The organism is Nannocystis pusilla, from assembly GCF_020073745.1.
Lineage (GTDB): Bacteria > Myxococcota_A > Polyangia > Nannocystales > Nannocystaceae > Nannocystis > Nannocystis radixulma.
In genome coordinates this window covers 73,693-97,307 of sequence record NZ_JAIRAU010000036.1, presented here as the reverse complement: position 1 = coordinate 97,307, position 23,615 = coordinate 73,693, and the positions used below count along the sequence as shown (strand labels likewise).

Genomic DNA, 23,615 nt, shown 5'->3' with positions numbered 1-23,615 from the left:
GCCGACGTGAGCACCGAGGAAGTGCCCCTGGAGGTCGACGCCGAGGCCGAGGCGGACGCCAAGCCCGTGGCGACCGCGCCGGTCAGCACACCGCCCGTCGTCGCGCCGCGACCCGTCGCCCCGCCGCCGACCCTGGGCCGACCGATCGCCGCACCTCCGACCGCAGGTCGACCGATCGCCGCGCCTCCGCTGGTGGGCCGACCCCTCGCGCCGCCGCCCGGCGTGGGTAAACCGATCGCGCCACCGACCTTCACGCCCCCACCGGCCGCGACCCCGCCCTTCGCCCCTCCGACCGCGACGCCGGCCGCTGCACCGCCCACCGTCGCACCCCAGGCCGCAGCACCACCCGTGGCCCCACCGCGGTTCGCCGCGCCCTCCTTTGCCGCGCCACCGAGCGCCGCGCCCTCCTTCGCCGCGCCGCTGTCCGCTGCACAACCTGCCGGCGCGCCGCGGACTGCCGCGCCCTCCTTCGCCGCGCCGCTGTCCGCCGCACCGCAGGCCGCCGCGTCCTTCGCCGCGCCGCTGTCCGCTGCACCGCAGACCGCCGCGTCCCCTGCCGCGCCACCGAGCGCTGCGCCCTCCTTCGCCGCGCCGCCGTTCGCGGCACCGCAGGCCGCGTCCTCTGCCGCGCCACCGAGCGCTGCGCCCTCCTTCGCCGCGCCGCTGTCCGCCGCACCGCAGGCCGCCGCGTCCTCTGCCGCGCCACCGAGCGCTGCGCCCTCCTTCGCCGCGCCGCTGTTCGCGGCACCGCAGGCCGCGTCCTCTGCCGCGCCACCGAGCGCCGCGCCCTCCTTCGCCGCGCCGCTGTCCGCGGCATCACCTGCCATCGCGCCCCAGTCCGCGGTGCCTTCATTCGTCGCGTCCGCACTCGCCACGGCGCCGGTCGGCGCGCCGGCCGACGAGGAGGTCGCCGTCGACGACGTCCCTGTCGAGGAAGCTCTCGTCGACGACGCCCCTGGCGAGGAAGCGCCCGTCGAAGACGTTCCCGTCGATGCCTCGCCCGCGCCGCCGCCGGCGACCGACACGCCGACGCGCATGTCCGGCTCCAATTCGGCGAGCTTCAGCCACCCGCCCGCGCCCGCGCCCGCGACGATCCGCGAGGGCGCGGTGCTGGCCGACCGCTACCGCGTGTACCACCGCCTCGGCAAGGGCGGCATGGGCGAGGTCTACCTCGCCGAGCACATGGACATCGGCCGTCCGGTCGCCATCAAGACGCTCAACGCCCACCTGCAGGACAAGCCGGAGATCGCCGAGCGCTTCATGCAGGAGGCGCGCACCTCGTCGCGGGTGCGCCACTCGAACATCGTCGACATCACCGACTTCGGCAAGACCGACCACGGCGCGCCGTTCTTCGTCATGGAGTACCTCGAGGGCGAGGACCTCAAGTCGGTGCTCAAGCGCGAGCGCGTGCTGCCGTGGGACCGCGCGCGCGACATCATCCTCCAGGTGTGCGCCGCGCTGTCGGCCGCGCACGCCCACGGCGTGGTCCACCGCGACCTCAAGCCCGACAACATCTACCTCATCCGCCAGGGCGAGCAGGAGCTCGTCAAGGTGCTCGACTTCGGGATCGCCAAGATCATCAGCGACGCCGGCGACGAGATGACCCAGACCGGCGTGCTGCTCGGCACGCCCGAGTACATGTCGCCCGAGCAGGCCCAGGACCAGCCGCTCGACGGCCGCTCCGACATCTACGCCATGGGCGTGCTGATGTTCCGCATGTTCACCGGCCGCCTGCCGTTCCGCGCCAAGGCGTTCATGGCGGTGCTGGCGATGCACATGCAAGAGCCGCCGCCGCGCCCGAGCGAGGTCGACCCGACCCGCCCGGTCACCGCCGGACAAGAGGCGGTGATCCTGCGCTGCCTGGCCAAGAACCCGGACGACCGCTTCCAGTCGGCCGACGAGCTGGCCGCGGCGATCCGGGCCATCGACGCCGCCGGCGCGTTCGACATCCACTTCGAGATGGTGCAGGCCCCGCCGCCGCGCCGGATCCTCGGCCCCGCCCTGGCCGCTCTCGGCCTCGCGGCCGCCGTCGGCGTCGGCGTGTTCCTGGCCGTGCGACCATCTGCCCGGGAGGACATGCCCGCAAAGCCAGCCGAGACGCTGGCCGCCGCGCCGGTCGACGCCCCGGCCGCCGCGCCGACCCCCGAGCCGACCCCCGAGCCCGCGCTGCCGGTGGCTCGACCTGTCCCCGAGGAGCCCGCCACGCCCGAGCCCGAGCAACCGGCCAAGGCGGCCAAGAAGGCGAAGGAGCCGAAGGCGGCCAAGGCGACCCCGCCGCCGGCGACCCCGAAGTCGCAGACCCCGCTGGCGTCGCTCGGCGACGCCGAGATCAAGGCGGCCGCGGCCGGCCTGTCCGGCGCGCTGCAGGACTGCGCCGAGCTCGGCCTGCCCGGCACGACCTACAAGGTCGACGTCGAGGTCGGCACCAACGGCAGGGTCACCAGCGCGACCGCCCACAAGCCCGCCCGCGGCTCGGACCTCGGCAACTGCATCGAGAAGGCCGCCGAACGCGCGCGCTTCCCCGCGGTCACCTCGCCGCAGCAGGTCACCCTGGCGCTGCGCCTGTGAACCCGCCCTCGCCTGTCTCTCGGAACAGGTGCAATGATACCACGTGCGGCCGGCCGAGACATGAGAGCGCCCCCGACTCGGCCTTCTGCGGCGAGTCGGGGGTCGACGGGTCCAGGGGCGGACCCGGCTCATCGCCATGCGATCACCGGCAGCCGGCGCCCGGCTCGAGATCGGCGGCCTCGCTCGTCGAGACCTCCGCCGCGGCGAGGCAGAGCCCCTCGACCTCGTCGTAGACCGGCTCCTCGGTGATGTCGCCCGCCTCCTCCTCGACCGCGCAGGCGAGGCAGTAGTTGCAAGCGTTCGGCGGCTCCTCCTGCTGGCAGATCGGGGCGCTGCAGCACGGGGCGGCCTGGGCGGAGCTCGACGCGAAGGCGGCCGCGCCGAAGGAGAGAGCGATGGCGATCATGGGGATGGAACGGATGAAACGCATAGTATTATCCTCTTCTCTATTCATCAGTGTCACGAACAACGTCCCTGTCGGACAGCGGACCGTCGACCATTCGGCGGACCGCAAAGCCATGTCATGGAATAAGGTACCGGAGGATCCGGCGGAGAAGCCAATCGAAGCCAGAGGAGCGCGGGACAGCGGCGGCGCAGGGGGAGGGCCGCCGTCCGCCTCACGCAAGAACTATGATGATAGTATGATTCACCAACCTGCTCATGAGCGACGCGACCACGCCATTCGGATCACCGTGCATTCGCTGCGAGGCGCACGCGCCGGCGCAGCGGCCCGCCGCGACGTCGCAATGCGACGCCCGGCCCGTCACGACCACGAGGCCGCCCGCGGCCGCCGTCCGGGCCGTCCGGGCCGGCTGCGCCGCGCGTCGGGGAGCCGACGAGGCGGACATGGCGGCGAGAGGGCGGGCGGGTCGGCGTGGAGACGGGCGCATCACTCGTCTCTAGTGGTTCCAAAGGCGGGGCCCAGGATCACTCGAGCTGCGGATCTTTTTTCGCGCGCTCGCGCGCGACCCGCTCGCGCAGGGCCTGGGCCCAGGCGTCGACGTCCTCGAGCGTGCTCTGGGCCAGCTCGGGGGAGGCGGCGAGGCCCTCGATGGCCGCGCGCAGCAGCTCGCGTCCGCGGCGCAGCCGCGACTTGACGGTCCCCTCGGGGACGTCGAGCACGGCGGCGATCTCCGCGGTGCCCATCCGCTCCCAGTAAAGGAGCTCGAGCGCGACCTGACAGTCGATCGGGATCCGCCGCAGCGCGACGAGCATCAGGCGCTGCTCGTCGCGCTCCGCGAGCACCTGGCTCGGCGTCGGGCCGAGGTCGTGCGCCGAGACCGTGCCGAAGTCGATCTGCTCGCCGCGACGAGTCCGGTGATGACGGCAGAGCTGACGATACGCGATCGAGAACAGGTAGCTGCGGAAGCTGCCCTTGCCGAGGAACCGCGGCAGACCCTCGACGCAGGCCAGGAAGGTGCGCTGGATCAGCTCCTCGCTCGCACCCGCGAGCTTGTTGGCGAAGAACCGCGCGACGGGCTGATAGTAGCGATCGAACAAACGCCCGCCGGCGGTGCGATCGCCCGCACGCCAGGCGGCGAGGAGCGCGTCGTCGGAGAGCTCGTCGGCCACGGCTCGCGAACGTAGCATGACGGGCCGCGCACGACCGCGGGGATGCATCGCAGCGACATGGGACGGGGTTCCTCGCCCGACGCTTGCAGCCGTCGGCTGCGACCGAGTGACCCGGCGAGCGGCCGTCGGCGCGACCCCGATGGCGCAGCGAGAGGTCGCTCCTCACCGCCGCGCGGCGATCCACTCCCGTATCTCGGCGAGCTCGCGGGCGTACGCCGGGCCGGCGCTCTCGATCACCTCCGCGGCCGCGCCGGCCAGCGCACGCGCTCTCGCGCGGTCGACGCGGCTGTTCCAAAGGGCACGTGCCAGCGCGTAGCGGGTGAACGCGAGCTCGACGGGCTCGAGCGACGAGCGCTCGGCGATCGCGAGGGCGCGCTCCAGCGGCACGAGGGCCTCGAGCGGCCGGCCGAGCTCGACGAGCGCGCTGCCCACGCCCGTCAAGGGGACCACCAGATAGTCGTGGTGGTCGCCATAGGCTCGCTCCGCGTTGACGACCGCGCGCTCGTAGTGCGCGAGCGCCTCGGCGTGGCGGCCGCGCTCGTTCAGCGCCAGCCCGAGGTTGCAGCGCCGCAGCACGAGCATGCGGTGGTCGGGCCCGAGGCTCTTCTCGAGCAGCTCGAGCGCGATGAAGTCGTGCGTCAGCGACTCCTCGAACTGACCGAGCGCGTATAGGCCGCTGGCGAGGTTGCCGTGCGACTCGGCGACGTACGGGTGATCCGGCCCGAGCCGGCGCTCGCGGATCGCCAGCGCCCGGCGGAAGTGGGCCACCGCGCGGGCGGGCTCGCCGAGTCGGTCGTGGGACATGCCGAGGAGGTCGAGGGCGCTGGCCGCGTCCGGATGGTCGACGCCGACCCTGCGCTCGATCGACGCCAGCGCTCGCTCCGCGTGGGCGATCGTCCGCGGGTAGTCACCCTCCTGGAACGCGAGCACACCGAGGCTCTGATGCACGCGCGCGAGGTCGGGGTGATCGGGCTCGCGCACGCGTGTGAAGAGCTGCTCGGCGGCCTCGAGGTGGACCCTCGCCGCCGCCAGCTCGCCGCGGTGTGTCTGGGCGCCCCCGAGCTTCAGCTCCATCGCCCCGACCAGCGGGTGATCGGCCGGCAGGGCGGCGCGCATCAGCTCGCGGGCGCGGGCGAAGGCCTCGGGGGCCTCCGCGTGCCGGCCGAGGTCGTCGAGCACCATGGCCATGTTCGCCAGAGCGACTGCGACGTCCGGGTGGTCCGGTCCGAGCGCGCGGGTGCGGATCTCGAGCGCGCGCTCGTAGCCGGCGAACGCGGCCGGGAAGTCGGCGAGGTCCCGGCGGGCGCCGGCGATGAGGGTCAGCGCGTCGGCGATCGCCGGGTCGTCGGCGGCCAGCGCCTGCTCGCGCAGCGCCAGTGCGCGGGTGTATCGCGCCTCGGCCTCGGTGTACTCGCCGCGCTCGTGGAAGATCTTGCCCTCGGCCACCAGCTGCGCGGCGCGCTGCAGCGGCGCGTCGCCGGCTTGCAGCACCGCCGCGTCGGCGGCCCGGCTCCACGCGAGGCCCTCGTCGTAGCGGCCGAGCTCCTCGCCGACGATCTCGGTCAGCCGGGTCCAGGCGTCGGCGACGAGGTCGGAGCGCCGGCTCGTCGCCGCGGCGCGGAGCGCCTCGTGGGTCGTGATCTCGGCGCGCTGCGGGTCGCCGGCCGCGGCCTGCAGCACGCCCGCCAGCGCCAGCGCCTCGGCGACCACGGGCGGGTACGCGAGGGCTCGCGCGCGCTCGACCGCCGCGTCCGCGAGCGCGCGGCCGTCCGGGAAGCGCCCGGCGAAGTGGAGCGCGCGCGCCTGGTCGAGCTGGACGCGCAGCGCCTCGACGTCGCGCCGGACCGCGGGGTCCTCGGGCGGCGGGGTCGCGGTCCTCAGCGCCTCGGCGTCGGCGCAGCGCTCGAGCGGCCCGAGCAAGTCGCTCGCCCGCGCCGCCCGCTCGACCACCTGCACGTCGGCGGCGGCGAACAGGTCGGTCAGCGCCCGGACCTCGTCGAGCCGGCGGCGCAGGCACGCCGTGCGCAGGTCGAGCAGCGCCATCGACTGGGTGCCGCGCACGTGCGTGGCCAGACATGACTCTTCGTACATGTCCTTCCAGCCATTGACGTGATCGTCGATCTCGCGGGCGGCCCGGGTCCAGGCCGCCTCGGCGAACGGCACGCCGGTGGCGAGGAACGCCGCCTGCAGCGCCTGCCGCCGCTCGTCGTCCCACACGCCGGCGAGCTCGTCGGCCGCGCCGGCGCACAGCGGCGGGCCGCGCTCGGCGAACACCGCGGCCGCGCCAGCGCCCCCGAGCGCCAGCGCGACGGCGGCCAGCCACACGCGCCCGCGGCCCGCGCGCGGCTCGAGCGCGGCGAGCAGGTCGGTCATCGTGGCGAAGCGCTGCGCCGGGTCGCGCGAGAGGCCGCGCGTCACCACCCGGACGACCTGCGCCGGCACCTTGCTGCCGGCGGGCGGCGGCGTCAGGCGCCCGTGGACGACCGCGTCGATGACCCCGGCCAGGTCGTCGCCGACGAACGGCCGCCGCTTGAACAGCGCGTGCCACAGCGCGACGCAGAAGCTGAACTGATCGCTGCGGGCGCCGGGGCGCTCGCCGCAGAACAGCTCCGGCGCCATGAAGGCCGGGGTGCCGGCGATCTTCCACCCGGCGGTGTCCGTCTGTGACGAGGCGTCAACGGCTGTCGTGAGAGTCATGTCCCCGGAGACATGCTCTGAAGCGCTTGTCTTTTCGGACAGCACGGCGAGCCCGAAGTCGAGCACCCGCACGCGCCCGTCGGCGCCGACGATCACGTTGTCGGGCTTGAAGTCGCGGTGGACCAGCCCGACCGCGTGGGCGGCCGCCAGCCCGCGGCCGGCCTGGAGGTAGACGTCGAGCGTCTCGCGGACGGTGCGCGGCCGCTCGCGCTGCCACGCCGACGCGGCCTGCCCGGCCACGAACTCCATCGCCAGGAACACCCGGCCCTCGTGCACGCCGACCTCGTGCACGCCGACGACGTTCGGGTGGGCCAGCCGGGCCAGCGCCTGCGCCTCGCGCAGCAGGCGGTGCTCGCCCCCGTCCCCGCCGCGGAGCAGCTTGATCGCGACCTTGCGCTCGAGCTGCTCGTCGTAGGCCGTGTAGACCACGCCCATGGCGCCGGCGCCGAGCATGCGGAGCACCGCGAAGCGGCCGATCCGGACCGGCTGGGCCGGCTCGTCGCCGAACAGCTGGGCGCGCAGCACGGCCTGGTGCTGCCGCGCCGCCAGGTCGCTGCGCGTGCCGGGCGGCGCGCCGGGGAACGACCCGCCGGTCACGCCGAGCGATTCGAAGTCGTCGCCGCCGTGACTGACCGGGTCCGGGGCGGTGCGGTGCATCCCCTCGGCCGCGGGGCTCGGCCCGGCCGACTCGTCCAGGGGCACGTGCTCACGCCCGGCCATGGCCGCCCGCCTCCGCAGCCTCGCGGCAACCACGACCCACGCCCTCGCCCGGCGACGCGCCGCAACCGACGCGCATCGCCAGGGTGCTCCGCGGCGCCGGCGAACAGCCCGAACGAGAGGACATGGGCCCGGATTGTACACGCGGACTCGCTCCCGCGAGCACGCGCGGGCGTGACCGTCGATCGTGAACCAGCCTGCACGGGCGGTGTTCGCCGTGAGCCACGGTCAGCAAAGCTCCGAGCCGGAGCTCGCCGGGCGCGTCATGCAGGCGGGGCGCACGGCGCCTCAGGTCCCGTGCTCGCGGTGCTTCATCATGGAGCACCGCGAGGACGAAGCACTGGGTCGAGCGCAAGCGCGAGCGCACCGGTGAGCGCGCTCGGCTGTTCATCATGACATGACTCTCAAGACATGCCCTATCGAGCATGCCCTATCGGGCATGCCCCTCAAGACACGCCGCTCAGCCCTTCGGCACCAGCGCCGCCGCGCGCACCGGGTCGAGGCCTGCGAGGCGGGCCAGCGCCGCGTCGACGGCGGCCTTCTCGGCCGGCTGGCCCTTCGGGGCGGCGCGCACGTGGCCCTCGAGGCAGCGGGCCGCCAGCTCGGGCTCCCAGGTGTCGAGGCGTTCGGCGTCGATCTCGCCGACCAGCCCGGCGAACAGCGAGCGGGCCAGGCCGACCTCGCCGCCGTCGAGGCAGGCCTCGGCCATCTCGACGCGGCGGAGGAAGCGGGACCGCCCGCCGCTGGCCGACTGCACGCGCGCGGCCCCGAGGCGCAGGCCCTCCTCCCGCTTGCCGCGCAGCAGGCCCTTGATCTGGGCGATCGCGGCGTCGTCGATCCCGCTCGCGGCCGGAGCCGCGACCACGATCTGCGCCGGCGCACCCGCGGCCACCGGCGCAGCTGCACCGCCGCCGCCTCGACCGCCACCGCCGAGCGCCTCGCGCTCGAGCAGCGCCCGGGTCGCGTCGCTGCACAGCGGCACGCCCGAGTTGTCCTTGAGGTCGAAGACCTTCGGCAGGCGCGTGAGCAGGGCGCCGACCTCGGCGTAGAGGCCGCGCAGGGCCGGGTCGTGATCGGGGCCGAGGCCCTTGAGGCCCTCCGCGGTGTAGCGGTGCAGGTCGAGCGAGAAGCGGTTCATCGGCAGCAGCGACTCGCTGTTCTCGACCAGGTCGGCCCACTTGCCGGCGTTCATCAGCGCCTCGAGGCGGTTGCGCTCGCTCTCCGGCAGGCCGTTGATCGCCGTGTTGCCGTCGGGCCGGGTCGGCGGCGGCGCGGCGATGTAGATCCACAGGCCCGAGCGCAGCAGGCGGTAGGCCAGCGCGTCGTTGGTCCGGGCCCGGCGCAGCGCGTGCGCCAGCTTGACCAGCTCCTCGCCGGTGCCGCGCAGGAACTTGTCGACCGCCGCCGAGTTGGCGACGTCGCCGGTCGGCGCGGCGGCCGTGGCCTTCGGCGGCTCGACCACCACGGCCGGCTTCGGCGGGCTGGCCTGAGGGACAGGCGGCGGCGCCGGTTGTGCCGGTTGCGGCGGCGGCGGCGCCGGCGGGGCCTCGACCTTCGGCGGCGGCGGCGGCGGCGGCGGTGCGGCCGGCTTGGGCGGCTCGGGGGCGGGGATCGTCAGCAGCAGCTGGTCGATCGTCTGCAGCAACAGGCGCAGGTTGGGCGCCTGGTCGGCGTAGCGAGCCCGGGCCACCTGCTGCAGGCGGACCGCGCAGTCCTTGAGCTGCTCGAGCGCCGCGCGCTCGTTCGGCTTCGGCTGCCACGCCCCGAGCTCCGGCTCGATCTGGTCGAGCACCCCGCGCAGCGCCCCCGCGCGGCCGCGCAGGCGGGCCGCCGGCGGGAACGCGACGTCCCAGAACGCGTCCGCGACCTCGGCGAGGATCGCCAGGCCGAGCGCGAGCCCGTCGATGCGGCCGGTCTTGAAGCGCGCCAGCGCCTGGTGGCACACCACCCGCAGGTCCTTCGCCTGCGTCTTCAGCACGACGTCGGCGTCGCGCACGATCGCCGCCCAGTCGATCGCCCCGCCGGTCGGCGACTGCAGCTTGTCGACCTCCGCGAGGATGTTCTGATATTCGGTCGACTCGGTCGGATCCTTGCCGGCCGGGTTCGCGCCGGCGATCGGCGCCAGCCACGGCGCGGCGAGGTCCTTCGGCGCCGGCCGGGCCGGCGGCGGCGGCGGAGCGGCGGCCTCGGGCGCCGGCGCGGCGGCGGTCGGCGGCGGTGGAGGCGGGGCCGCCGGCGGCGAGGCTGCCTGTACGGACATGTCCGATACAACCTGTCCCTTCGGCGCTTCGGCCGGCGGCGCCGGCTCGACCCGGGCCGGCTCGGGCGGCAGCGTCGCCTGGATGCTCTCGAGCAGGTCGCCCCACTCCTTGAAGGAGGGCACGTGGTCGCCGAGCTTCTCGCGGGCGCGCCCGCGCAGCTGCTTGCTGGCGGCGACGAGCGCGGCGATCGCCTCGCGGTCGCTGACCTGCGGCTGGTAGCTCTGCAGCGCGCCGGTGGCGTGCTCGATCAACCACTTGAGCGCGGTGCCGCGGCCCTTGAGGCGGGCCACCGGCGGGTACATCGTGTCCCAGAAGCGGTCCAGCAGGCCGTCGACGACGAGGACGCCGAGCGCGAGGCCGGCGATCCCGCGGGTCTTGTGCAGGGCGAAGGCGGTGTAGGCGGCGACGAGGAGGTCCTTGGCGACCTTGCCGAGGATCTCGCGCCCGAGGCCCTCGACGCGCCCCCAGCCGACGGCCTCGCCGATCGGCGAGTTCTCCTTGTCGACCTCGACGCGCAGCTCCTGGTAGCGCTCGTCGGTGCTGGGGTTCTTGCCGCCGGGCTCGGCGGCGGAGATCGGCGCGAGCAGGGCCTCGGCCTCCTTGATGAACACCTCGGCGATCGCCACGGCTTCCTCCTACTCCCTCGGCTCACTCGCGCGAGCTCGTGCTCTTCTCGAGCCGACCGAGCAGCGACAGCGTGAACGAGGCGCTGTTGTGCGTCAGGTGCGGCTGCAGCAGCAGCTGGCAGCGGTACCAGCCGGTCTGGCCCTCGACCGACTCGACCTTGATCGAGGCCTTGCGCAGCGGCTTGCGGGCCCGCGTCTCCCAGTGCGGGTTCTCGACGTCGGACACGAACCCGCGCAGCCAGTCTTGCAGCTCTTTCTGCAGCGTCTGGCGGCTGTCCCACTGGCCGAGCCGCTCGCTCTGGACCCGCTTGATGTAGTGCGACAGCCGGCACACCAGGAACATGTACGGCAGCTGGGCGCCGAGGCGCTCCGAGGCCTGGGCGGCGCGGCCCTCCTCGGTGTCGGCGTACTTGCGCGGCCGCTGGGTCGACGACGCCGAGTGGATCATCGCCCCGCCGGAGGCGCGGTCGTACACGAGGGCGATGAAGCCCTCCTCGCTGAGCATGTGCTCGATGCGGCTGGTGACCAGGCACTCGAACGGGCAGCGCGGCGTCAGCCCCGGCATCGACGGGAAGCCGATCTGCTGCAGGCCCTCGATCATCCCGCCGGCGCGCGAGCCGATGATGTACACGCACCAGCGCGTGCGCGAGAAGCTGTCGATCGCCCGCACCGCGAACGCGAACGAGGCCCGGCCCCACAGGAAGTGGTCGTGGTCGTCCTCGACGCGCTCGCGGTAGCGCAGCGGCATGAACGGGTCGCCGTCGACGCGGTACGGCACGCGCAGCAGGAACCGCGGCAGGCACAGGCCGACGTAGCGGGCGTCCTCGGTGTCGCGGAACGCGTGCCACAGGCGGTAACGCGGCCCGCCGAGGATCGCCCGCAGGTCGCGGACGCGCGGCATCTGGTCGAGGCACTCGAGGCCGAAGAAGCCGGCCGCGGCGTTGGCGATGAACGGCGAGTGGGCCATCGCCGCCACCGCGGCGCACTGGCGCAGCAGCCCGAGGTCCTCGGCGCCGGGGCCGAAGTCGTAGTCGGCGCACACCAGCCCGTACGGCTTGCCGCCGAAGGTCGCGTAGGCGCTCGAGTACACCAGGCGGTACAGGCCCGACTGCGGGATCTCAGGCGCGTCGGCGAAGTCGTCGGCCAGCTCCTGCTTCGTCACGCTGACCAGCTCGACGAACGTGTTGTCGCCCTCGCGCACGTGCTCGATCACGAAGCGGAGCCCGCGCCACGCCGACTCGAGCGCCTGCACGTTCGGGTGGTGCAGGATGAGATCGAGCTGGCGCGACAGCCGGCGGTCGAGCTCGGCGATCACGCTGTCGACGTGGACCGCGTCGACCAGTTCCGGCGCGCGCCAGGCCCCGACGCGGGCCAGGCCGGACAGCACCGTCTTGAGCCCGAGGCGGACCCGCGGGCGCTCGCTCTCGGCGACGCCCTCGAGCAGCCCTTCGAGCACGGTCGCCACCTCAGACGCCTCCGCAGGGCGCCATGTTGGTGAACAGCCGCTTGGGCGGCAGCACGTCGGGGGCGCGGACCAGCGACAGGAACTGCTTGTTGCCGTTCGGCAGGCCGAAGAACGCGGTGCCGCCGCGGACCCGGCGCGGGCGCACGCGCACGTCGAGCTGGCCGAGGTTGTACGAGGTCATGTCGAAGCGGAAGTTGATGACCTCGTCGCCCTTGAACTCGGGCACCGAGCTCGGGGGCTTCTCGAGCAGCTCGAACAGGCCCCACTCGCCGGACATGTCGAGCAGCTTGTTGGTCTGGCGGCCGTAGGCCTTGAGCGACGCGCCGTGGCCCTCCTTGCCGGGCCAGCGCATGAGCGTCGGCTTCTCGTTGCCGCACGCGAACTCGACCTTCTTGCCCTCGACGGTGACCTCGACCTTGCTGACCTGCGGGTTGCAGGCGAGGATCAGCTCGAAGTCGACGCGCAGCTCCTCGCTCTGGAACATGACCGTGCCGATGTCCTGGGCGCGGTTGAGGAAGCGGATCACGCCGGGGTCGAGGCGCGGGCCGTCGTTGCGGCCGCGGTCGCGCAGCCCGACGGTGTTGCCCTCGAGCACGACGTAGCCGGACAGGAGCTCCTCGCGGGCCTTGCGGATGAAGCCGTTCTCGGGGTGGAAGAACTCCTCGAAGTCGGCGACAGCGGCGTCGCTGCGCGAGTCGGCGGCGAACGGGTAGCGGCCGTCGAAGCGCTCGTACATCGGGTCGACGACGCGGGCGCACCAGTCGGCGACCGCGCCGGTGCCCTGGTCGCGGACCAGCATGCGCAGCAGCTCCTCGAGCGGCGTGACCAGCAGCTTGGTCGTGCCCGCGGTCCACGTGTCGAGCTCGGCGTCCTGGACCAGCGACTTGGTGAAGTCGATCGCCCCGCGCAGCTGCTCGACCAGCGCCTTCTCCTCCTCCTTGTTCTCGAGCGCCTTGCCGATCGCGTCGCGCAGCTCCTTGAGCCGGCCGTGGTACTGGTCGAGCCCCGCCGTGCCCTCCTTGCCCTCGGGCGCGACGGCGAAGACCACCAGGCGCGCGAACTCCTTGCGCACCGCGTCGGCCTTGACGAGCCCGCCGGAGTTCTTGTCCTTGTTCTTGCTCAGCAGGTCGAGCAGCGACTTGTTGTCGCCGTACTGGTAGTCGTCGGAGATCTCGGTGTGGCGCTTGAGCTCGGCGAACACCCGCCACAGCGGCAGCTTCGGCCCCTTGACCAGCTCGCCCATCAGCCGCTTGCCCTCGTCGAGGCTGGTCGGCGGGGCGATGCGGGTGCGCTGGATGAAGCGGCGCCACTCCTCCGTGTACATCTTGAAGTACTCGGTGCGCATCTCGGCGCCGCGGCGGCGCCGGCGGCTCTCGGCCTGCGACTGGTCGAGCCCGAGCACCCACGAGTCGGCCTCGAGCGCGCTCGCCAGCTCGCGCTTGACGTAGGCCCAGCCCTCGATCGTGAACGCCGCGCGCACCTCGGTGCCGTCGTTCTCGAGGTCGGGCAGGCCGGTCAGCGTGCGCAGGTTGATCTTCGACAGGCCCTCGATGCCGTTGACCTCGTCGACGATCTTCTCGACCTCGCCGCGGACCGAGTCCTCGCGCTTGAGGATCTCCTGCACCTGCTCGATGAGGCCCTGCTCGCGCGGCAGGGTGAAGTCGGAGTCCTGGGCGAGGTCGATGTACTTGTCGACCGCGCTCTCGATCGCCCCGTACTCGGCGGTGCCGATCTGCGTGCGCGAGCTGCCCGACCAGCGCTGGCGCAGCGTCTCGCGCAGGAACTTCGACTCCCCGCTGATCGGCTGCATCTCGTAGTTCTTCTTGCCGCCGGTGACGAGCAGGTAGAAGCGCAGCGACAGCCGGCTGCGCACCCGCTCCTCGATGTCGGGGATCAGCTCCGGCGACTCGAAGCGGGCCGCGAAGTCGCGCAGCTCGGCCTCGGCCTTGTCGCGCAGCGTCGAGGTGACGCCGGCGAACATCGACTGCTTGTAGAAGGTGCGCAGCGGCGGCACGACCTCGTCGCGGAACAGGCCCCACTCGCGCACCTGGTCGACGTCGCGGCCGCCCTCGTCCTCCCAGCGGGCCAGCAATTGCCGCAGCGGCACGATCTTGCCGCTCTCGACCGGGACGCGCCGCTTGCCGCCGAGCTCGGCCGCGGCCGCGGCGCTGGCGTCGGCTGTCTGTTGGTTCAGGTCGCGGTTGCGGCCGGCCGCGCCGGCGGCGTCGAGCGCGACCCACAGGGCGACGAGCCCGAGCGAGGCCCCGACGACGATGCGCTTGACGCTCGAACGCTGCAGCACGCGCGTGGTCCGGCGCGCCAGGCCGCCGGCCCGCAGCACGTGGGTGCCGAGCAGCTCCTCGGCGAAGATCCGCTTGCTCGGCGCCGAGTCGGCCAGCGCCGGGGTGAAGGTACCACGTGTCTTTTTAGCCAGGTTCTCGAGGACAGCGTCGAGCACCGGCTCGGCGTCCTGCACCGCGCTGGTGAGGAACACCCCGCGCAGGCGCACGGGGTCGCCGCCGCGGGCCGCGAGCACGCGCTGGGCGATCGCGGCGAGCGGCTCCTGCAGGCCCGCGAGCTGCTGCACGAGCGTGTAGATGCGGCCCTGGCGGGCCGGGTCGGGCTCGCGGAAGCGGCTGAGCAGGCGCAGCGCGCGGCGGTCGAGCCAGCCGGCCAGCGCGTCGAAGCGGGCGCGCAGCTCCTTGAGCGCGAGCTCCTCGCTGCGGCCGTCGGGCAGCTCGAAGCCGAACGGCTGGGTCAGCGTCTCGAGCGCGCCGAGCACGTCGCCGAAGCCCGACAGGCGGTCGAGGCGAGTGACGACCAGGAACACCGGCACGTGGACCTGCAGCGCGGTGACGAGGTCGCTGACCTCGGCGGCGAGCAGGTCGCCGATCTCGCCGGCGCGGGCGATCGGGTCGGCGGCGGCGACGAGGTCGTCGGCGGCGACGCACACCACGATCGCGTGCAGCGGCTGGCGGCGCCTGGCCAGCAGCTTGAGCTCGGCGAGCCACGACTTGCGCAGGTCCTCGCGGTGCGCGAGCGCGTGCGGGACCTCGACGAACACCGCCTGGCCGGGCGCGCTGAACAGCCGCGGCCGGTCCTCCGGGGCCGCGCTGGCGTCGGCGCCCTTGACCGGGCCGTTGTGGTCGTACTCGGGCAGGCGCTTGGGGTGCGGCGCGCCGAGCAGGCGCGTCTTGCCCTGGCCCTGCAGGCCGAGCACCGCGACCCACGGCGCGTCGGCGCGGGCGGACACGAGGCGCGGGCGGGCCGGCGCCGTGCTCGCCTGGTGGCGCTCGACGTGCTTCAGCGTCGCCGCGAACTCGCGCAGGCGATTGTTGAAGTCGAGCTGCTCCTGGCTGGCCTTCGGGTTGGCCCGGTCGACCTGCGCCTTCTTGGAGCGCAGGAAATTGACGAACGTGACGATGCCGGCGATGAGGACGACGACCGCCATCAGCGCCGCCGTCCACCACACGTACTCCTGCGGCAGCTTGAGGTAGCGGACCGCGGCGACGACGGCGGCGATCGCGGCGCCGGCGAACGTCAGGACGTAGACCATCCCCTTCACGGCACACCCTCCTGCAGCCGCGACGCCAGCGCCTCGGCGTCCTCCGACAGCTCGCTCTCATAGCCGCACAGCAGCGCGACCGAGAACAGCAGCGCGATCGCACCTATCCAAAGGGCCAGGTTGCTGGTGTGGCCCGGCCGGCGCCACTCGGCCTCGGCCGGGGCCGGCAGGCCGTCCTCGAGCGCCAGCCGGTCCTTCAGCTTGTCCTCGACCTTGCGGCACAGCTGGTCGAAGCCCCGCTCGTTCGAGCGCGCGACGTACTTGCCGCGGAACCCGAGGAACAGGCAGGTCGCGTACACCTGCAGCACGTCGAGCGCGTCCTCGTCGTCGCGCCGGGCCGCCAGCAGCTTCTCGAGGTGGACGAAGAAGTTCTCGCCGGCGCGGACCTCGTTGAAGTAGTCGCGCTGCAGCAGGTGGTCGACCCAGAAGTCGGCGACGTGACCCGGCGTGGCCTGGGCGACCTCGTCGATGAAGGCGACCAGCGCGTACTTGATGAGCCTGGCGTTCTCGGCCCCGAACCCGGCCTTGCGCGCCGCGGCCTCCATCGCCTCGACCTGGTCGACCGCGCTGCGGTGGAGCGTCGCCACGTCGGCGACCCCCTCGGGCTGCTGCAGCAGGAGCGCGTGGTCGAAGCAGACCCGCGTCACCTCGTAGATCCGGTGCATTCGCTAGTCCTCCCGCGCCAAGATCCCCATCAGCGTGACCTTGGCCCGCCGCGGGTCGTAGGGCGGCTTGATGTAGATCGCGATCGTGCGCTCGTTGAGGATCTCGCGCCAGTGCGGGTCGTCGGTGGTGACCATGAAGTAGACCTGCCGCGGCCGGATCGGGATCTCCGGCGGCGGGCGGTGGGCCGTCTTCAAGGGCACGCCGAGCACGTTGTTCTTGACGACCAGCGGGATGCGCTTCCAGCTGGCGATCTTCGCCAGCTCCGGCACCTCGTTGGCGACCTGCTGCTGCTCGCCCTCGGCCTCGACCGCCAGCACCCACTGCGTGCAGCGCTGCAGCCGGTCGTCGCGCAGCTCGCCGATCCACGAGTTGTCCTGGCGGGCCCGCAGCGGCACCGTCACGAACGCCTCCTGGATCACGAGCCCGAGCAGGCGCTTGATCTCCTGGGTCAGCTTGCCGAACGCGCCCTGCAGGTCGTTGTACTGGAACGCCGGCAGCTCGGCCGGGTCGCCCTCCGACGAGAACGTCATCAGCGCGCCGCACAGCCGCGACAGCTCGACGTACACCGGCCACGGCGAGGTCGCCGGCGCCTCGCTGAAGTGCTTGAGCACCGGGATCGCGCCGCTCAGCGTCTGCAGGAACAGGTAGCGGGTGATGTCCTGGGCGTTGAACTCGATGCGCACGCCGTCGCGGGTGCGCCGCTCGTCGGCGAGGCGGCGCCGCTTGGTCACCGACAGGCTGAGCAGGTCCTGCAGCGACGCCATCAACGCCGGCGCCGCGCCGATCGCCAGGCACGGCGGGATGTACTCGTCGTTGAGGCGGAACCCGCCGGTCTCGTCGCGCACGACCTCGGCGACCTTGATCGCGGCGTAGTCGTCGCGCGGCTCGCTGCCGAACAGCAGCACCAGGTTCGGCTCGCTGAACTGCAGCTCGCGCTCGCTGCGGGCCAGCGTCAGGTCGAACACGTTGCGCGTGACCGTCTTGTAGCGCTGCAGCCCCGCGGTGACCTCGGCGCCGGCGTAGTTGGCCACGCCCTCGCGCAGGGTCGGCAGCGCCAGGAACACCTCGACCGAGCGCATGCTCGGCGGGAACGCGGGGGCGATCGGCCGGCTCGCCGGGCGGCTCTGGCTGGTCGCCTCGAACATCACGGCTGTCCCGTCGGGCAGGACGCCGCGGAAGCCGGTGAGCGCCAGCTGGCCGGCCTTGATCGCGCCGGCGTCGAACGAGATCGCCGCGACGCCCCAGTGCAGCGCGCTCATCACTCCGAGCCGCGCCGCCAAATTCTGCTCGTGATACAGGTCCTGCTGCTGCATGTGCTGCGGGCACAGCAGCATCCCCTCGTTCCACACGGGTCGTCCGCTCAGCATCGCGTGTTCCTCTCCAGTCCTAGCGTCCGGGCAGCTTCGGGGCCGTCGGCGCACTCGGCTTCGACGGCATGCTCGGCGTCGAGGGGGCGCTCGGGGTCGACGGCGTCGTCGGAGTCGTCGGGGTCTTCGGCGTCTGCGGCACCTTCGGCACCTTCGGCACCTCGGCCTTCTTCTTCTTCTTCGGCGGCTTCTTCTTGGCCGTCGACGGCGCCGCGCACACCGTCTCGAACGTCGACAGCTCGAAGCCCGACGGCGCGAACGCCCCGCCCGCGAGCTCGCTGCGCTCGAGCGAGACGTAGAGGCACGGCAGGGTCGGCTCGTCGCCGGCCGCCACCGCGGCGCACTGGTCGTCGCGGGTGCTCGGCGGCACCGCCATCGAGGCGTACCAGGCCGAGCCGATCTTCTCGCGGAACCCGGCCGCGACCACCAGGTGCGTGGTGTTCGGCTTGAGCGCGATCGTCATCTTGTCGCGCGTCAGCTTGTCGGCGGTCGACGGGTAGGCGACGAGCTCGCGCTTGTCGATGAACTCCTCGCCGAACACCTTCTCGGGCTCCTTGAAGACCGTGTCGGCGTCGAGCGGCTGGTCGAGGCTGGTGATGCCCTTGAGCTGGAACACCATCAGCGTCGTCGGCCACGACTCGCCGCCCTCGCCGACGTTGACGATGTCCGACACCTGGACCAGCGCCTGCACCGCGGGCTGGGTCTCGCACGGCGGCTTGGAGTCGGTACCGGCCTTGCAGCCGACCGCCGCGGTCACCAACACCAACATCGCTGGCCACACGGCCGACGGCACCCTTCGCTCGCGCCCTGTCACAGCGCCGAAGGTATCAGAAACCGCCGCAGCCCTAGAGGAACCATTCGCACTGCTCGATGCCGCTCGCGCGGTCACACGAGCGAGGACGTGACGCCGGTCGACTGCAGCGGCGACTCGTCGTCGGCGCGCGCGAACAGCTCCACCAGGTCGCCGCGCCGGATCTCCGCCACCTGCGCGACGATATCGCGCCCCGACAGCGAGCGGCGCAGCGCCAGCACCACGTCGAAGCACCCGGTCGCGTAGGCGCGAAGGTGCCGCGGATCGGCGCCCGCCGACGTCAGCGCCAGCATCGCCTGCAACCGCTCGAGCCCGACCTCGACGTTGTCGGCCGCCAGCGCCGCGATCGTCGCGCCGCCGGGGCGCCTCGCCGTGGCGCACAGCTCCGCCACCTCGACGCCGCCGACGTCTTGTACGAACAAGAAGTCGGGTCGCATCCGCGCCGCGCTGCGCACCGCCGCGGTGGCGTCGCGGCCCGCGTCGAGGACGATCGCCCGGCTCGCCAGCGCCGGCGCGACCGGCCCGCGGTGGACCGCGACCACCCGCGCGTCGCCCGGCAGCTCGCCGGCCATCGCCCCGAGCAGCACCCCCGCGTCGGCGCGGGTCGATGCGCACACAAGGAAATTGAGCCGCTGCCGCAGCGCCCCCGCCAGCAGCTCGGCGGCCGCGGGCGACAGCGTCTTGCGCTCGCCGAGCTGCGCCAGCGACAGCGTGTCGCCGGCCGCGCGCGTCAGCACGAGGATCGGTCCGGCGGCGGCAATCGGGCGCCCCACCGCGTGGACGGAGACGCCGGCCTCGGTGACGCCGTCGACGATCGGCGCGCTCGCGGTGGTGCGCGTGCCGATCAGCCGCTCGAGCGCGAGGCTCACCGCCTGCTCGCACGAGAAGCGGGCCGGGTGGCGCGAGCGCTGCTCGCCGCGGCAGACCTCGATGTGACCGGCGCCGGCGACCAGCACCTCCGAGACCAGGGCGTCGGCGAGGATGTCGTCGAGCGGTCCCATGCCGGCGACCTCCTGGGCCAGCCAGTCGGTCCACTGCCGCCGCTGGCGGGCGTCGACCATCGTCAGCACGCGCTCGACCACCTCGCGCGCGGCCGCGAGCGCGCGCACCCGCGCCTGCGGCCCCGGGGGCTCGCCGAGCAGCGCCTCGGAGGTCTGGCGGAACGCCAGCTCGAGCGCGTCGTCGAGCGTCTTGGGCGGCTCGGGCTCGGGGTCGGGCTCGGTGCGGCGCGGCGAGACCGCGGTGCGGCGCATATCCGCGCCATACGGACGCGACGGCGAGTCGAGCGCGGGCTCGGGAGAGATCCGGAACGATCCGCTGCCGGGCGGGCCGACCTGCTCGACCCCGCGCATGCGCTCGACGGCGCGGGCCTCGATCGGGTCGGCCGGCGTCGGCTCGACCGGGGCGAGCAGCAGATCGGGCGGCTCGCCGATCGGCTCGGGGCCGCCTTGGAAGTCCTCGTACTCGCCGGGCTCGCCGTAGCCCGTGTGCTCCTCGAAGTCGGGCCCCGCTCCGTACGACTCCTGGACCTCGTGGCCCTCCTCGGCCCGCTCGAAGTGCAGCGTGAACACGCCGACGTCGACCGCGTCGTGCGGCGCGAGCACCACCGGGCCGCGCACCATCTCACCGTTGACGAAGGTGCCGTTGGTCGAGTTGTTGTCGACCAGCACGATGCCCTCTTCGTTCTCGATCACGCGGGCGTGGACGCTCGACACGCGGTTGTTGGGCAGCACCACGTGGTTGCGGTCGACGCGACCGATCGTGATCTGCGGCAGCGTGAACTCGTGAACCTCGTCCTGGCTGGAATCTTGGCGACGGATCGTGACGCGGATCATCAGTGGTTGCTCCCGCGCGCGCGCGGCGGTCTGCTCGACATGATTGACTCGAGTCGGGCGGGAAGGTAAGGACCCTATGGTACCCATGAGCCAGGTGGAGCGGCACATGAATCTGCGGGCGCCTTCGAACTTCCAGCCTCGAGGCACGCTCGCCTGGTGTCGACCGCTCGCGGTGCTCCTCCTCACGGCCATGGCGCTGTCCGCGAGCGCATGCGCCCGCCGGCTCGATCTCACCCCGGGTGAGCTCGGGCGCATCAAAGAGAAGGACTCCGAGCTCAAGACCCTGCGCGTGGTCCCCAACAAGAAGCTCATCTCGATCTACCGCGAGTCGTCGGTCAATCAGAGCTACGACGTCAGCAAGCGCAAGATCACCGAGCGCGGCGCGTACCGCCCGCTCGAGCGCATCATCGGCAAGAACACCCCCGGCAAGGTCGTCGCCAGCACCGAGCTCAACGGCATGCCGGTGCTGTGGATCAGCTTCGACAACCAGTGCGAGGACACGGCCTGCGCCTACGGCTTCGCCCAGACGGAGCTCGACCGCTACACGCTGATCAAGGTGCCCGACCGCGAGAAGTACGACCCGCCGGTCAGCCACCGCCGCAACAAGTTCAAGCGCAACATCCTCCGCTACACCAAGCAGCGCTCGCTCGCCGAGGCCAACGAGGTGTTCGCGGTCGTGCGCAAGTCCGGCAAGGTCCTCACCATCGACCTGCAGATCCGCAAGGACATCTACCGTCCGACCCGCTCCGACGTCGAGCGCGCCGGCGGCGCCGACTGAGCCTGTCCGCGAGGACAGCCCGCGACCCCCGGAAATCTGCTCGCTCGCCTGACCTTCGGGCCAGGCCCCGGCGACGTCCGCAGCCCCCCGCCCGGCCGGTGCCGACCTCGCGCCGGCCGCCGCGCGCGGCCTCGGGCCGGACCTGTCTGTGAGGACAGCTGGCCGCTCGCGCCCGGGCCCCCGCACCGCGCCGCCAGGCGCCAACCTGACCTTCAAGCCAGGCGCGGGCATGTCCGCAAATGTGCGTACAGACGCCCTGCCGCCGCCCGCGCGGGAGATCGGCCAGGCGCGCCGCCGTCCCTCGCGTGCGGCGCTCCGTCGCCGCGGGCCACCTCAGCTCGAGCTGATGTCGCCGACCACCGCGTCGTACCCCTGCAGCGGCATGACGCCCAGGACCCACGCCCCGCTCGCGGGACACGGCGATCCAGTCACTCGGGCACGGAGAACTCGGCGATCATCTCGAAGTTGCCGTGACCGGTCGTCGGCGAGTCCGTCGTCTGCCCCCCGTAGAAGAAGTCGACGAACAGGTCGCCGTCCGGGTCACGCCAGTCCAGATGGATGGAGAGGGCCTCGGTGTCGTGCTCGTGCTTGGCGTGGAGCCCCTCGACGAAATCGTCGACCGACGTGATCATGGCCTCTCCACGAAACTCGTCGGTGGTGTCGTCGCGGTACACCGTCACCGGCACCTCGAGCTCGACCTCGCCGTCCTCGACGCGCACGAACGACAGCATCGCGTCGATGAGGATCCGGTCGGGCCCGCAATAGTCCCATTTGAACTTCGGAGGTCGGGTGTACTTGTACCTCCGCGTCGTCGACAGATCGAAGTCGAGCACGGCCTCGACCGCGATCGCCTCGCTCCCCGTGGTTCACATCGAGCGGCCGCATCGCTCGGTCGGCGCGCTGGTCGAGCGCGCGGCGATGGTGATCTCGCTGCTGCAGGATCGACCGGCGAGCGCGTCGCAGCCACTCGAAGTGGAACCCGTCGGCCGGCTCGCCGACGCTCTCGAGGAACCCTTCGCCGGACGCCAGATTGGTCGCCGTGTGGAACTCCACCGCCTCGGCGGCGACGACACCGACGGTCCGACGGCGCTGCGCGTGTCGGCGTTGACGCCCGGGGCCGAGGCCGACGCGCTGTGGGCCCGCGCGAGCGACAGGCCGGTGGTGGTCGGGGTGATGACGGCCGACTGCGGCATGCGCCTGCCGGCGAGGGGCTACCCCAGACGAGCAGGCCGGCGCTCCCGTGGCCGGCGTAGACGGCGAAGCGGAAGGCGTCGCCGTGCGACGCGTCGCGACCGCCCGGCTGTTCGGTGCCCTCCCAGAAGTCTTCGGGAATGGTAGCCTCGTCGACGAGCCGGAGTCCTTGCCAGCCGGCGTCGTCGAGGCGGGCCTTGAGGCGCTTCGTGACCGTGTTCAGCTTGGTCTGTTCGCACTCGCCGGGGCTGTCGAACCGCACGGTCTCGCCGATGAAGTAGGTGCGGTGGTCGGCCGCCTCGCCGGGTCCACCGCTGGTCACGACCCCGTCGGTCACGACCCCGCCGGTCACGCTCGTGGAGGAACTCCCGACGCCCGGAGCGCCATCCGTCGCGGAGACGTCGGTCGAACCGCCGGAGCTCGGCGACGTCGGGCAACCGAGCGAGCCCAGGAGGGATAGCGTGACTGTGCTCGTGCGGACGGCGGACCTCCCCATGACAAACGCCACGGTACCGGCACCCGCGGGTGCCGTCCACTCCGCGGTCTGCTCACCCCGATCTACTCGCCGGTCGGCACCTGCGTCATGTTCTCGAGCCGCGTGCGGGTCCAGGCGCTGCGCGGGGCGATGAACACCCCGTCCTTGAACACCAGCGGCCGCTTCTCGGCGGCGTCGATGCGCTCCTCGCAGGGCGTCGCGCTCTTGGGGTCGCAGTCCTTGCTGCGGATCGTCTCGTCGACGATCGGCACGCCCTTCTCGAACTTGAGCAGACGGACCAGGTCGTAGCGGCGGATCCACCCGTCCTTGAGCGTCAGCTCGAAGTGGTCGGACAGGACGAAGCGGGCCGGGCCGATGTCGACGCCGTCCTCGATCATCGGCGCGCTGACGAAGCGCTGCTCGACCAGCGGCAGCAGCTGGGCCTCGCGGGAGCACGGCGCGGACGGTCCCTGGTCTTTGGGACATGTCTCGCTCTCGACCACCAGCACCTGCTCCTCCTCGCCGAGCGGCTCGAGGCGCAGGCGGGCGCGCTGAGCCGGCGCCTGCACGCTGCCGATCCCGCGCACCTCGAGGCCGCGCTCGACCCACCGGACCAGCGCGACCGGGCCGAGCGCGTCGCCGTTGCCGAGGTCCTGGATCCGCGCCCACACCAGCAGCGCGCCGTCCTCGCCCTGGGTGAACGTCACGTCGCCGTCGGTCAGCCGGCGGCGGTCGAGCTTGCGCGCGGTGGCCCGCGGGTCGTCCTTGAGGTTCTCGGGCCAGGTCACCTCGATCGGCCGGCCGCTGCACTCGCGCGGCTCGTCGGGCGGCTCCATCGCCATGCGGTTGAAGTTGCGGACCAGCACCGAGTACCACACGTCGACCGGCAGCGTCTGCGTGTCGGCCTCGCTGGCGCGCTCGGCCGCCACCATCGACGGACAGATCGGCAGGTCGCGCTCCTTGGGCTTGCAGGCGCCGCCGGCCAGGAGCAGCGCGGCCCCGGCGGACATCGTGATCATCG

The 23,615-nt window shown here is 72.9% G+C and carries 15 protein-coding genes; 3 read left to right on the top strand and 12 right to left on the bottom strand.

Annotated elements, in window-relative coordinates; translation table 11 throughout:
- The first annotated feature begins 843 nt into the window (after positions 1 to 843).
- Positions 844 to 2,568 carry a serine/threonine-protein kinase gene (locus K7C98_RS27115; protein WP_224194682.1) on the top strand — a complete coding sequence of 575 codons (1,725 nt, stop codon included), beginning with the start codon at positions 844 to 846 and terminating at the stop codon, positions 2,566 to 2,568.
- 142 nt (positions 2,569 to 2,710) lie between these two features.
- On the opposite strand, the gene K7C98_RS27110 is transcribed toward K7C98_RS27115, so the two are convergent.
- From K7C98_RS27110 to K7C98_RS27065, 10 genes are all read right to left on the bottom strand, one after another.
- Positions 2,711 to 2,974 carry a hypothetical protein gene (locus K7C98_RS27110; protein WP_224194681.1) on the bottom strand — a complete coding sequence of 88 codons (264 nt, stop codon included), beginning with the start codon at positions 2,972 to 2,974 and terminating at the stop codon, positions 2,711 to 2,713.
- Positions 2,975 to 3,495: 521 nt separating this feature from the next.
- A complete protein-coding gene (locus tag K7C98_RS27105; RefSeq protein WP_224194680.1) occupies positions 3,496 to 4,140 on the bottom strand; it encodes an RNA polymerase sigma factor in 645 nt (214 codons plus the stop codon).
- A gap of 162 nt (positions 4,141 to 4,302) precedes the next feature.
- The gene (locus tag K7C98_RS27100) at positions 4,303 to 7,557 is read right to left on the bottom strand and encodes a serine/threonine-protein kinase (RefSeq protein WP_224194679.1); all 3,255 of its coding nucleotides are present in this window, start codon (positions 7,555 to 7,557) and stop codon (positions 4,303 to 4,305) included.
- A gap of 457 nt (positions 7,558 to 8,014) precedes the next feature.
- Complete coding sequence (tssA, locus tag K7C98_RS27095; protein ID WP_224194678.1) at positions 8,015 to 10,441, bottom strand: type VI secretion system protein TssA; 2,427 nt, start codon at positions 10,439 to 10,441, stop codon at positions 8,015 to 8,017.
- 22 nt (positions 10,442 to 10,463) lie between these two features.
- On the bottom strand, positions 10,464 to 11,897 hold the full coding sequence (gene tssC / locus K7C98_RS27090) for a type VI secretion system contractile sheath large subunit (RefSeq protein ID WP_224194677.1): 1,434 nt from the start codon (positions 11,895 to 11,897) through the stop codon (positions 10,464 to 10,466).
- 10 nt (positions 11,898 to 11,907) lie between these two features.
- Entirely contained in the window at positions 11,908 to 15,462 is a 3,555-nt protein-coding gene (locus tag K7C98_RS27085; RefSeq protein WP_224194708.1) for a type VI secretion protein IcmF/TssM N-terminal domain-containing protein, read from the bottom strand.
- A gap of 5 nt (positions 15,463 to 15,467) precedes the next feature.
- On the bottom strand, positions 15,468 to 16,136 hold the full coding sequence (locus tag K7C98_RS27080) for a DotU family type IV/VI secretion system protein (RefSeq protein ID WP_224194676.1): 669 nt from the start codon (positions 16,134 to 16,136) through the stop codon (positions 15,468 to 15,470).
- Between the two features lie 3 nt (positions 16,137 to 16,139).
- On the bottom strand, positions 16,140 to 17,504 hold the full coding sequence (gene tssK / locus K7C98_RS27075; RefSeq protein ID WP_224194675.1) for a type VI secretion system baseplate subunit TssK: 1,365 nt from the start codon (positions 17,502 to 17,504) through the stop codon (positions 16,140 to 16,142).
- Positions 17,505 to 17,523: 19 nt separating this feature from the next.
- The gene (tssJ, locus tag K7C98_RS27070) at positions 17,524 to 18,273 is read right to left on the bottom strand and encodes a type VI secretion system lipoprotein TssJ (RefSeq protein WP_224194674.1); all 750 of its coding nucleotides are present in this window, start codon (positions 18,271 to 18,273) and stop codon (positions 17,524 to 17,526) included.
- Positions 18,274 to 18,389: 116 nt separating this feature from the next.
- Positions 18,390 to 20,150 carry an ATPase, T2SS/T4P/T4SS family gene (locus K7C98_RS27065; RefSeq protein WP_224194673.1) on the bottom strand — a complete coding sequence of 587 codons (1,761 nt, stop codon included), beginning with the start codon at positions 20,148 to 20,150 and terminating at the stop codon, positions 18,390 to 18,392.
- Positions 20,151 to 20,340: 190 nt separating this feature from the next.
- Here K7C98_RS27065 and K7C98_RS27060 point away from each other — a divergent pair, with 190 nt between their 5' ends.
- Positions 20,341 to 20,928 (top strand): hypothetical protein, encoded by a 588-nt coding sequence (locus K7C98_RS27060; protein ID WP_224194672.1) that lies wholly within the window; start codon positions 20,341 to 20,343, stop codon positions 20,926 to 20,928.
- 428 nt (positions 20,929 to 21,356) lie between these two features.
- On the opposite strand, the gene K7C98_RS27055 is transcribed toward K7C98_RS27060, so the two are convergent.
- Positions 21,357 to 21,761, bottom strand: a complete 405-nt coding sequence (locus K7C98_RS27055) for a hypothetical protein (protein ID WP_224194671.1) — start codon at positions 21,759 to 21,761, stop codon at positions 21,357 to 21,359.
- Between the two features lie 28 nt (positions 21,762 to 21,789).
- Between K7C98_RS27055 and K7C98_RS27050 the strand changes: the two genes are divergently transcribed.
- Entirely contained in the window at positions 21,790 to 22,266 is a 477-nt protein-coding gene (locus tag K7C98_RS27050; protein ID WP_224194670.1) for a hypothetical protein, read from the top strand.
- Between the two features lie 411 nt (positions 22,267 to 22,677).
- Here the strand turns inward: K7C98_RS27050 and K7C98_RS27045 are convergent, their stop codons facing one another.
- Complete coding sequence (locus K7C98_RS27045) at positions 22,678 to 23,613, bottom strand: hypothetical protein (RefSeq protein ID WP_224194669.1); 936 nt, start codon at positions 23,611 to 23,613, stop codon at positions 22,678 to 22,680.
- Between the last annotated feature and the right edge of the window lie 2 nt (positions 23,614 to 23,615).